Below are 11,022 nucleotides of genomic sequence, written 5' to 3'. Positions count from 1 at the left end.
CCGGTCGCCCGCCGATGGCCGAGGCGAAGGCCGATATCCAGGTGCGGTAGGCCGCCGGAGAACCCGCCCCGCCGCCGGAGTGGCCGCCACACGCGTCGCGGCCGGGGATGTTGTAGGCGATCAGGACGGGAAGCTTGTCGGCGGCGTCCGCGGCTCCCACGTAGGAGCGCACCGCCGCCCCGATGTCACCGCTCCAGGAACCGAACCACCGGGCCATGGGGCGCGAGGCGATGTTGTCCCGGATCGCCGGAGCCCGTCCGTCGCCGGGATTCGCCGCCACCCATGCGGCCGGAGTCGAGTTCGGGTCCGCGTAGAACCCGCTGGTCATTCCGATCGGATCGGCCAGGGCACCGGCGTCGGCCTGCCCGGTGCCGAGGGGCAGGAGCAGGCACGCGAGTGCCGACGTGACGAGCGTACGCATCATCTTTCTCATGAGTGCAGCCCTCTCTGGGAGCGCTCCCACATCGGCGTTGACTCAGCTGCGAGGGAGACGCGGGTGGGGGGAGGATCGAGCGGCGGATCGAGCGGCGGTCCCCTCGGGGCTCGATCCGGGAACTGCCGCTGTCAGACGAGACAGTGGCAGGGGGGCAGTCCGCTGTCAATGAGTTCGGTGAGGGCCGCGGGATGAGGGGCGAGGAGGTGGCGGGGAGGTGGCGGGCGTTCATCGGGACGTGTCCCGAGCCGCCGCGATCCCGGTATCGAAGGGGCCCACAGCCTCGCGCGCCGGCTGTCGCCGCGCCGACGACGAGCACGGGTCCGCCCCCCGACCATGTGCCCCGGGACTGTCGGGCACCTGTGCGTCAGGAGGCGTTCCTGCCACCCTGAAAGCCAGGGGATACCGCTTCCCGGCCGGCCCTGGCAGACCGGGCGGGATCGAGGGGGACAACTGATGGCAGGCTTCCTGGCGGACTTACCGACCTTCTGGGCCTTCGCGGTCGTCTGGGGCGGCGCGTTCACGACCTTCATGGCGTACTCGCTGGTCCGACGCCGCTATGTGCTCCGGCGCGACCGGCAGGCCATCGGACGCTTCATCGAAAGCGGGGCCGCCAAGCCCGTTCTCGCCATGTACCACCTTGAGGGAGAGAGGGCGGCGACACAGGCCGGGATCCTGCTGCTGTCCTCCGGGCACCGCCCCTCCCGCGGCCGACGCCGGGCGGTGCGGGACACACGACCGGAATCGCACCCCTTGCTGGCGGCGCTCCAAACGGCCGTTCACGACGCCGGAGGGAGCGGCTCTGTGGAGGAGGTGATGGCATCACCTCGCTTCCCGGCCTTCAGCGTCCAACTGCGGCAGGCGGCGCGACGTAACCTCCCCGCACGTCGGACGCGCGACATACCCGGCCAACGGGAAGCGTGGGCGGCGGTGTTCGGTCTGTTCGCCGTCCTCGTCCACGGCATCGGGTTCTACATCCGCCAACCGGGCGCGAACGGTCTCTGGTTCGTGATCGCCCTGGCCGTGCATGTGCCGGCGGCCGTCTGGCTCGCCGTCGCGGACGAGAGGCCGGGACAGGCTCAGTGGCCCGAGTTCGAAGTGCTGTGCGAGCGCTGTGCAGCGCGGGCGCGGGTCCGCGTCCGCGCACCGGAGCGGGCTGCCGGTACGGACCGTGCCCGTACCTCCGGCTGGGCCAACGACGGCGGTGTCGGCGCGTCCAGTTCGTGCGGCGGCGGCGGCGGATGCGGAGGCGGCTGCGGCGGCGGGATATGAGCCGGCCACGGCGTACCTTCGGTACCTGACGGGCCGTCCGGTGCTTCCGGAACTCGAAGCAGCCGACGTCGCGGAACTGGCCGGACGTCCACAAGGATGTCGCCTACCTCACTCGGAAGTTGGGCCGTCGGCATCCCGATACGCTCCGGGCCCGCTCCCTGGTGTCCATGTCAAGCTGTGTCTCGCCGCGGTTCGTGCTCGGGCGCGCCGTCCGTCCCGGATTCCGGGCGTGCGTGTCGGCGGTGGATCACGAGCGCTATCAGGAGCAGGAGCGCGAAGAGGATGACGATCAGGGCCGGTCCCGTCGCGTCGAGGGAGTCGGCGATGGTCCGCTGGACGGCGCCGGCCGCGTTGATCACGGGGTCGCCGGTTTCGGGGTTGTTCCGGACGCGGATCTCGTACCAGCCGTAGTAGGCGACGTAGGCGCCGACGAGGAGGAGCAGTCCGCCGCCGAGCCGTGGCGTGATGGAGCCGAGGCGGCGCAGGCTGGTGACGTTGGTGGTGCGGGTGAGTGCGACGGTGAGGGAGGCCGCGCCGACGATCAGGCCCATGCCGGCGGCGTAGGCGGCGAAAAGGGCGATGCCTTCGCCGGCGGAGCCGGTGCGGAAGGCGGAGACGACGATGGCGAGGAAGGGGGCGATGGTGCAGCCGAGGGAGGCGGTGGCGTACGCCATGCCGAACAGGGCCATGGAGGGCAGGGAACGCGTCACCTTCGGCGCACGCCGGAGCTTCGGGGCCAGGGTGGGCAGTCGGCGGCCGGCGACCAGCCACGCGCCCGCCCCGGCCATGAGCAGTCCGAAGACGATGGTGAACCAGGGCAGGTGGTGCTGGACCTGCCCGGCCGCGGGCTGGACGGCGAGTCCGAAGGCGCCGAAGAGGGCCGCGAACCCGGCCGTGATCGCCGCGGTCGCGGCGAGGGCACGGCCGAGGGCGACCGTGCGGCTGGGGGTGTCGTCGCCGAGGACCAGCAGGGACAGGTAGGCGGGCAGGAGGGCGAAGCCGCACGGGTTGACGGCGGCGAGCATGCCCGCGGTGAGGGCGAGAACGAGGGGAAGGTCGGCCATTTCGGTTCAGCCGGTCAGCCCGGCGACCTTCTCTGCCAGGCCCTTGCCCGCGGGCAGGACCCCTTCGTAGACGGTGGTGCCGTTCTTGTCGAGGATGACGTAGCGGCTCTGCTCGGTGACCTTGAACCGCTTCCACACCTCACCCTTCTCATCCGAAAGATGCGGGAAGGCGCCGGTCTTCGTCTCGGCGACGAAGTCCTTCATGGCGGTGTTGGTGTCCAGGCCGGCGACGCCCACGACGTTCACCTCGCCCTGGTGGGCGGTGGCGACCTTGACGGTCTCGGCTGCCTGGGCCTTGCACTTGGGGCACCACGGGGCCCAGAACCACAGCACGGCCGGCTTGCCCGCGAGGTTCTTGGCGTCAAACGGCTTGCCGTCCACGGTGGTCGCGGTGAAACTCAGCGCCTCGGGCACCTGAGGGCTGGACTGGGCGGTCGTCCGGGACTCTGCCTCCGTGCCGGCGCCGGTGTCGGAACCGCTTTCCGCGCCGCACCCCGTGACGGTGAGCAGGGTGGCGGCGAGGGTGGCCGGAAGGAGGGCGCGCGATCGCATGGGTGACTCCTGTCTGTCGGGAAACGGAGGTGAGCCTAGATCGCTTCGCCCGCGCTTCGCGGGTTCGTGGCGCGGTGGCGTCCTTACGCTGCGGTGACGTCCGACGGGCCGGGCCCGCCGTGGGACGGGCCGAGAGCGTGGTCGGTCGGTTCGGGTCCCTCGCCTCACCGCCGGCGGGCGCGGCGCGCGCGGCGGGGGCGGCGACGCACCTCGATGGCGCGCGGCTGTGGGAGGCCGCAACGACGCCGTGAGCTGCCCCGGCGCTACCCACCCCACGGATTTCCCGCCCGAGCCGAATGCCGACCGATGGAAGACCGCGGACACCGCCGACCTCTCCCTTTTCGACTGGTTTGTGACCGAGGTGACTTCGCGCCGTTCCGGCAAGCCCGGGCATACTCAGGCCCTGCGGGCGCATCGGCGCCCGTGAGCAGCGGGAGGTACGCGATGGTGATGTCGTCGGGGACGGAACCCCGGAAGGTCACGATCAATGACGTCGCCAGGTCCGCCGGGGTGTCCCGGCAGACCGTGTCGCGGGCGCTCAACGACAAGGGTGAGATCGGCGGCTCCACCAAACAGCGCGTGCTCGACGCCGCCCGCGAGCTCGGCTACCGGCCGAGCCGGTTCGCCCGTGGGCTCGTCCGGCAGGACACCACCACCATCGGGCTGGTGATCCCGGACCTGCTCAACCCGTTCTTCACCGAGGTCGCCGCGGCCGCGCTGGAGGCGGCCCGGGCTCGTGGCTGGCACGTCGTCGTGTACGACACCGCCGACAGGGCCGACGAGGAACTCGGCACGCTGGAGGTGGTCGCCTCGCAAGTGGACGCGGTGGTCGGCTACTTCAGCTGCTCCGAGGACGAGCTCGAACTGTTCACCCGGGGCGTCCCGGTGGTGCTCATCGGCCGTGAGCACCACAGCGCGCGGTTCAGCTCGATCCGGATCGACGGCGAGGAGGGGGTCCACGCCGCGATCGCGCATCTGGTCGCCGCCGGTCACAGACGCGTCGGCATGCTCGACCACGACGGCCGCGCGGAGCCGAGCATCAGGCGCGAGTGGTTCACGAAGGCGGCGGCGGCCTGCGGGATCGACGCCGGCCGGGTGGTCGGCGCGGACCAGTCGGCCGACGGGGGCGGAGCGGCGCTCAGGACCCTGCTCACCACTCATCCCGATGTCACCGCGGTCCTCACCTTCAACGACATCATCGCGATCGGTGTCCTGCGCGAGGCACGCCGGCTCGGCAGGAGCGTCCCGGGGGAACTCGCCGTGATCGGCTTCGACGGTCTGCAGCTCGGCGCCCTCGTCGAGCCCCCGCTCTCCAGCGTCGCCCTCGACACACGCAAGCTGGGCGCGCTCGCCATCGATCAGGTCGCACGGCTGCTGACCGGGACGGATCCGCTCGGGGCCGACGAACTCGTCGTACGGGCCGAGCTGCGGTTGGGCGGCTCCGCTTAACCTGCCGGACTCGTGCAGGACCAAAAGTCTTGACACTCGACCGCACCGGAGCGCACACTTCCGAACAATTCAGCGCTCCCGTGAACGTTCACGGGAGCGCTCACGGAGGGGCCCACCAGGGCCCCACCGTGCCCTGACCGTTCCGACCAGTAAGGCATCCCGGCCGTGGCCGAGGTGTCAACGTCGACCCGTACAGCGCCGTCGCTAGTCGTTCTCTGGTAAGGAAAGTATGAGCAACACAGTCACGCGCGTCCGCCTCGCCGTCGTCGCCGCGGCAGCCGGCATCGCCGTACTCGCCGGGTGCTCGTCACCCGCTCCGTCGGGCGATGCGTCCGCGGCCCCCTGCGAGCCCGCCAAGGGCAAAGTCACCCTCCAGTACTGGAACACCGTGCCGGGCATGGAGCAGGTCGTCGCCCTCTGGAACAAGAAGAACCCGGACATCCAGGTACAGACCAAGAACATCTCCAACGACCAGTACGGCACCCTCGGCAACGCCCTCAAGGCGGGCAAGGCGCCGGATCTCGCTCAGGTCGGTTACGACCAGCTTCCCAGCCTGCGCACCCAGGACGCGTTCGTGGACGCCTCCGCCTGCTCGGCGGCGCCCGCGGCCAAGTCGAAGTTCGAGCCGTGGACCTGGTCGCAGACCAGCTTCGGGGACACCGGTGTGTTCGCCTTCCCGCAGGACACCGGCCCGATGGCCCTCTACGTGCGCAGCGACATCTTCAAGCGGTACGGCGTCGAGATCCCGAAGACCTGGGACGAGTACGCGGCGGCTTCGGAGAAGCTGCACAAGGCGGACCCCGGCCTCAGCATGACGTTCTTCGACCCGAAGAACGCCGAGTGGTTCAACGGCCTCCTCTGGCAGAACAACGCCAACATGTACACGTACTCCGGCGACAAGTGGCATGTCACCGTCGCGTCCGACCAGAGCAAGCAGGTCGCCGAGTACTGGCAGAAGCTGATCGCCGACAAGCTCGTGCGCACCGACCTCGCCCACGGCTCGACCCAGATGTACGCCGCCTACCAGCAGAACCAGATCGCCAGCTACGTCGGCGCCTCCTGGGGCTACAGCATGTTCCGCGACAACCTGCCCGACCAGGCCGGCAAATGGTCGATCGTCCCGTTGCCCACCTGGGGTTCGAGCGACGCGTCCGGCAACTGGGGTGGATCCACCGTCGCGTTCATGAAGGGCAGCGAGCACCTGTACGAGTCGGTCAAGTTCAACTCCTGGCTGAACACCGACCCGGAAGCCCTCGCACTGGAGAACAAGCTCGGCGGCCTCTACCCGGCGGCCTCCGACGGTCTGAAACTTCCCGCGCTCGCGCAGGGCGTCCCGTACTACAACAACGAGAAGATCTTCGACGTCTTCGCCGACTCGTCCAGGAACATCGACACCAGCTTCTCCTGGGGGCCCACCCAGAAGACGGTGAACCTGGCGCTTCAGGACGCGATGGCCAAGGCGACCGCCGGCAGCGGCACGCTCACCGACGCGCTCTCGGCCGCCCAGGCGGCCGCGCTGAAGTCGATGAAGGATCAGGCGATCCCGGCTACCGCGGGCAAGTGACCGGGGCATGACTGATATCGCGACCCGCGCGACCCGCGTGGGAACCGCCACGGGAGGCCGCCGCCGTCACAGCGTCGGCCCCCGGGCGGGCACCATCGCCGCGTTCCTGACGCCGTTCTTCCTGCCGTTCGTGCTGTTCTATCTGGTGCCGGTCGGCTACGCGATCTGGCAGAGCTTTCTCGTCGTGCGCCGTACCGGCGGCCAGTACGGTACGTCGTACACGACGTTCGGCGGATTCGAGCAGTATGTACAGGTCTTCCAGAACGCCGAGTTCAGGGCCAGCGTCGGACGCATCGCACTGTTCGGCATCGTGCAGGTGCCGGTCATGCTGTTCGTCGCGCTGATCCTGGCGCTGCTGCTCGACTCGCCCCTGCTGAGGCTCAAGTCGTTCTTCCGTATCGCGGCGTTCATGCCGTACGCCGTGCCGGGCGTCATCGCCGCGATCATGTGGTCGTACCTCTACTCGCCGCAGCTCAGCCCCGTGGTCGACCTGCTGAAGGGCGTCGGTCTTCAGCCCGACTTCCTCGGTCCCGGTGCCGTGCTGTGGTCGGCGGCGAATGTCTCCACCTGGCTCTGGACCGGCTACAACATGCTGATCATGTTCTCCGCGCTCCAGTCGATACCGCAGGAGCTCTACGAGGCCGCCAAGCTCGACGGAGCGAGCAACTGGACGATCGCGTGGCAGATCAAGGTCCCGATCATCGCCCCGTCGATCATCCTCACCACGGTGTTCTCGATCATCGGCACACTCCAGCTCTACGCCGAGCCGGCCGTGCTGCGGCAGATCTCCTCGAACATCTCCAGCACCTACACACCCAACATGCTCGCGTATGCCGTGGCCTCCGGGAACAACTACCAGCAGGCAGCGGCGGTTTCCGTGGTCATCGCCGTCATCACCTTCGTCTTGAGCTTCGGGTTCATGCGACTGACCTCGAAGAAGGCGGGATTGTGAGCAACGGGATGGTGAGCAACCGGTCCACGATCCGGGAGAGCCGCGTCAGCCGTACGGCGGCCATGGCGCTGATGTTCCTCCTGGCGATCTACTTCCTGTTGCCGATCTACTTTCTGATCGTCGCGGCGACCAAACCCCAGGGAGACCTCGCCTCCACCAACGGGTTGGCGTTCTCGGACTTCAACCTGTTCAGCAATCTGGACACCCTGTTCAGCCGCAGCGACGGCATCTTCGGACGGTGGGCGCTGAACAGCGTCATCTACGCGGTGCTGGGCGCGGCCGTCGGCACCCTGATCTCCGCGCTCTGCGGCTACGCGCTCGCCAAGTTCAACTTCCGGGGCCGCGAGTTCCTGTTCTCCGTCGTTCTCGGCGGTGTCCTCGTCCCCACCACCGCGCTCGCGCTCCCGCTGTTCCTGCTGTTCTCGGCGACCGGGATCGTCAACACCTATCTCGCGGTGTTCCTGCCCAGCATCGTCAGCCCGTTCGGTGTCTACCTCGCCCGTATCTTCGCCTCGGCCGCCGTCCCCGAGGAGATTCTGGAGTCGGCGCGGCTGGACGGCGCCGGCGAGTTCCGTACGTTCTTCTCGGTGGCGATCCGGCTGATGGCGCCCTCACTGGTGACCATCTTCCTGTTCCAGTTCGTCGCGATCTGGAACAACTTCTTCCTGCCGATGGTGATGCTCCAGAAGGAATCGCTCTTCCCGATCACACTCGGTCTCTACGAATGGAACGGCCAGACCGCGCGGGCCCCGCTCCTCCAGGAATCCGTGATCACCGGCTCGTTGGTCTCGATCGTGCCCGTGATCATCGTATTCATCCTTCTCCAGCGGTTCTGGCGCACCGGGCTCGCCGCCGGCTCCCTCAAGTAGCCCCGTACCGCGGCTCTTCCGCTCACCCTCACCTCCCACCGACAGAAAGCCCTACTCGCCATGCGAAACTCCGCCGTCTTCGTGCCCCATTTCCATTGGGACCGGGAATGGTACGAGCCCTTCCAGGTCTTCCGGCACCGGCTGGTCGCCGCTCTGGACACGGTGCTGGAGACGGCCGAGGCCAACCCGGACTTCCGGTTCACCGTCGACGGACAGATGGCCGCGATCGAGGACTACCTGGAGATGCGGCCGGAGAACCGCGACCGCGTCAAGGCCCTGGTCGTCGGCGGTCAGCTCGCCATCGGGCCGTGGCTCATCCTGCTCGACGAGTTCCTCTGCTCCGGCGAGACCATCGTGCGCAACCTGCGCATGGGATGGGCCGCCGCGGCGGAGCTCGGCGGCTCGATGCCCATCGGCTATCTGCCGGACATGTTCGGCCATGTCGCGCAGATGCCGCAGATCCTGGCGCGCGCCGGCATCGAACACGCGGCCCTGTGGCGTGGTGTGCCCGGCTCCGTCGACGGTCACGCCTTCCGCTGGCGCGCTCCCGACGGATCCGAGGTGCGGACCGAGTTCCTCTTCGACGGCTACGACAACGGCCTCGATGTGCTGCTGGTACCCGACCAGATCCGGCGCGCGCTCGGCGAGTACGCGGAGATGACGGCCGACCGGTGGGGTGACGACCCCGTGCTCGCGATGGCCGGCACCGACCACAACGCGCCCGACCCGCACCTCGCGAGCTGGCTGCGGCGCGCGTCCGGCGACGAGCGCTCCATCACCATCGCGACGCTCGACGAGTACATCCGCGAGCATGTGCGCGACGAGACCTCCGCCGTCGTCACGGGCGAGCTGCGCAGCCACGTACGCGGCAACATCCTGCCCGGCGTGCTCTCCGTACGGCTGCGGCTCAAGCAGCGGATGGCCGTCGCCGAGCGCACCATCGACCACGCCGAGCGCTTCAACGCGCTGTGGTGCCGGCGCGACGACTCACCGTTCCTCTCCCTCGCGTGGCACAAGATCATCGAGTCGAGCGCGCATGACTCCGTCGTCGGCTCCGGCACCGACGAGACCTCGGACCAGGTCGAAGCACGTCTCGCCGAAGCCGCACACACCGCGCGCGCGGTCCGGGACGCGGCCCTCGCCGTGCCCGCGGCAGAGGTACCGAGCGACGCCTACCTGGTCGCCAACCCGCTGCCGGTCCCGCGCACGGCACTGGTCGAGGTGGACGTCGTGGCGCCGCCCGGGGGAACCGTTGCGGTCGCGACCGCGCCCGACGGCTCGACGCGTCCCGTGCAGCTGATCTCCGAGGCCCCGACCGTGCTCAGCGACGAGCGCATGGACGCCTCGCAGCTCGAACGCGTACTGCGCCGCATCCACCGCCGCGAGCTGTTCGGCCGACTGATCGACCACTACGAACTCACCCCGGGATCGCTCGTCTTCCATCTCGCCGAGGTGCCGGCCGGCGGACCCTTCGACCTGCTGATCCTGCGCCGGGAGGTCGCCGAGGCAGCCGCCGCGCATCCGGGGCCCTGGCGCGTGCTGACGTTGGAGGAAGCCCGCGCGACCGCGCTCGTGCCCGTGGACGTACCCGCCTCGGGGCTCGCGGCCGTCCGGGTCGCACCGAGCGACAGGACCGCCGCGCTGCCGACGACGCTCACACCCGCGACGGCGACGGCCCGCACGCTCTCGAACGGTCTGGTGGAGGTCGCGATCGCGGCCGACGGCACTCTGGACGTGACCGGGGCCGACGGCACCGTACTGCACGGAGTCGGCCGCCTCGTCGACGGCGGTGACCGCGGCGACAGTTACAACTACGCGCCACCGGCCCGGGACGTGCTCGTCTCGGAGCCGACCGGGATCACCGTCGAACCCCTGGAGAACGGCCCGCTGCGTGCGAGGACGCGTGTCACACGCGTATACGAGTGGCCCGTCGCGCTCTCCTCCGATCGAGACCTGCGCGACAGCCGGACCGTGCCGACCCCGGTGGAGACACTGGTGGAAGTGCGCGTGGGCGAGCCGTTCGTGCGCGTCTCCACCTCGTTCCTGAACCGGTCCGCCGACCACCGGCTGCGCCTCCACGTACCGCTGCCCGAACCGGCGGCCAAGTCCGCGTCCGCCGGGCAGTTCGCCGTCACCGAGCGCGGGCTCACCGCCGAGGGCGGCTGGGGCGAGTATCCGATCCCGACCTTCCCCGCGAGTTCGTTCGTGTCGGCGGGCGCCGCCAACGTACTGCTCGACCACGCGAGCGAGTACGAACTCGTCGGCGACGGCTCCGAGATCGCGATCACCCTGTTGCGCGCGATCGGCTCCATCAGCGTCAACATCCATCCACTCCGTGACGAGCCCGCGGCGAGCGAGATCCCCGCACCGGGCGCCCAGGATCTCGGCGTGCGCGTCGAGAACCGGTTCGCGGTCGTGCCCTCGTCGACCGGCTGGCAGGGGGCGAACGCGGTCGCTCTCGCCGAGGACTTCCGCAATGACGTACGGGTCGCCCGGGGGACCGCGCCCGCCGGACGCCGGCTGCCACCCGACGCGACCGGCCTGCGGGTGGACGGTGCGGACATCCTTGTCTCCAGCATCCGCCGCGTCGCGGGCGACGACCGTGGTGACGGCATCGAGGTGCGGCTGACGGCGATGAGCGACACGGGCGCGACCGCCCGGGTGACCGGCGCGTTCACCGAGGCCACCACCGTCGATCTGCTCGGCCGGCCGCTCGCCGCGACACCGGTCTCGGACGGACTGGAACTCGCCCTCGGCCCCTGGGAGATCCGCACCATCCTGCTCCGCGGGACGACCGCACACGGGACAGGGACCACCGGCCGGGCTCCGACCGGCTGAGTCGGCGAACCCGACCGGCGTTCGGACCC

9 protein-coding genes are annotated in these 11,022 nt (G+C 69.7%); 6 read left to right on the top strand and 3 right to left on the bottom strand.

The annotated features are described in order from the left end of the window. Positions 1-433: glycoside hydrolase family 6 protein (locus M1203_RS37470; protein ID WP_249954336.1), on the bottom strand; the 433-nt coding region annotated here is incomplete at its 3' end. Between the two features lie 456 nt (positions 434-889). Between M1203_RS37470 and M1203_RS37465 the strand changes: the two genes are divergently transcribed. Further along, entirely contained in the window at positions 890-1,705 is an 816-nt protein-coding gene (locus tag M1203_RS37465) for a hypothetical protein (protein WP_249954335.1), read from the top strand. 170 nt (positions 1,706-1,875) lie between these two features. Here the strand turns inward: M1203_RS37465 and M1203_RS37460 are convergent, their stop codons facing one another. Continuing rightward, the gene (locus M1203_RS37460) at positions 1,876-2,769 is read right to left on the bottom strand and encodes a cytochrome c biogenesis CcdA family protein (RefSeq protein ID WP_249954334.1); all 894 of its coding nucleotides are present in this window, start codon (positions 2,767-2,769) and stop codon (positions 1,876-1,878) included. A gap of 6 nt (positions 2,770-2,775) precedes the next feature. Beyond that, complete coding sequence (locus M1203_RS37455) at positions 2,776-3,321, bottom strand: redoxin domain-containing protein (protein WP_249954333.1); 546 nt, start codon at positions 3,319-3,321, stop codon at positions 2,776-2,778. 444 nt (positions 3,322-3,765) lie between these two features. Between M1203_RS37455 and M1203_RS37450 the strand changes: the two genes are divergently transcribed. From M1203_RS37450 to M1203_RS37430, 5 genes are all read left to right on the top strand, one after another. Next, entirely contained in the window at positions 3,766-4,770 is a 1,005-nt protein-coding gene (locus M1203_RS37450) for a LacI family DNA-binding transcriptional regulator (RefSeq protein WP_249954340.1), read from the top strand. A 229-nt stretch (positions 4,771-4,999) separates the two neighbouring features. Beyond that, complete coding sequence (locus M1203_RS37445; RefSeq protein ID WP_249954332.1) at positions 5,000-6,334, top strand: ABC transporter substrate-binding protein; 1,335 nt, start codon at positions 5,000-5,002, stop codon at positions 6,332-6,334. A gap of 7 nt (positions 6,335-6,341) precedes the next feature. After that, positions 6,342-7,286: a carbohydrate ABC transporter permease gene (locus M1203_RS37440; protein WP_249954331.1), complete on the top strand. Its 945-nt coding sequence runs from the start codon at positions 6,342-6,344 to the stop codon at positions 7,284-7,286. Between the two features lie 8 nt (positions 7,287-7,294). Further along, complete coding sequence (locus tag M1203_RS37435) at positions 7,295-8,155, top strand: carbohydrate ABC transporter permease (RefSeq protein WP_374404801.1); 861 nt, start codon at positions 7,295-7,297, stop codon at positions 8,153-8,155. 60 nt (positions 8,156-8,215) lie between these two features. Then, entirely contained in the window at positions 8,216-10,993 is a 2,778-nt protein-coding gene (locus M1203_RS37430) for a glycosyl hydrolase-related protein (protein WP_249954330.1), read from the top strand. Positions 10,994-11,022 lie beyond the last annotated feature (29 nt).

The organism is Streptomyces sp. 35G-GA-8 (genome assembly GCF_023534745.1).
Taxonomy (GTDB): domain Bacteria; phylum Actinomycetota; class Actinomycetes; order Streptomycetales; family Streptomycetaceae; genus Streptomyces.
The sequence above is the reverse complement of the archived record's forward strand: the minus strand, read 5'-3'. Positions and strand labels throughout refer to the sequence as shown.

What these genes read in the sequence shown, in the direction of transcription:
- M1203_RS37450 (WP_249954340.1), top strand. Translation starts at nt 3,766, where the DNA reads ATGGTGATGTCGTCGGGGACGGAACCCCGGAAGGTCACGATCAATGAC.
- M1203_RS37435 (WP_374404801.1), top strand. Translation starts at nt 7,295, where the DNA reads ATGGTGAGCAACCGGTCCACGATCCGGGAGAGCCGCGTCAGCCGTACG.
- M1203_RS37455 (WP_249954333.1), bottom strand. Translation starts at nt 3,321, where the DNA reads ATGCGATCGCGCGCCCTCCTTCCGGCCACCCTCGCCGCCACCCTGCTC.
- M1203_RS37445 (WP_249954332.1), top strand. Translation starts at nt 5,000, where the DNA reads ATGAGCAACACAGTCACGCGCGTCCGCCTCGCCGTCGTCGCCGCGGCA.
- M1203_RS37430 (WP_249954330.1), top strand. Translation starts at nt 8,216, where the DNA reads ATGCGAAACTCCGCCGTCTTCGTGCCCCATTTCCATTGGGACCGGGAA.
- M1203_RS37440 (WP_249954331.1), top strand. Translation starts at nt 6,342, where the DNA reads ATGACTGATATCGCGACCCGCGCGACCCGCGTGGGAACCGCCACGGGA.
- M1203_RS37465 (WP_249954335.1), top strand. Translation starts at nt 890, where the DNA reads ATGGCAGGCTTCCTGGCGGACTTACCGACCTTCTGGGCCTTCGCGGTC.
- M1203_RS37460 (WP_249954334.1), bottom strand. Translation starts at nt 2,769, where the DNA reads ATGGCCGACCTTCCCCTCGTTCTCGCCCTCACCGCGGGCATGCTCGCC.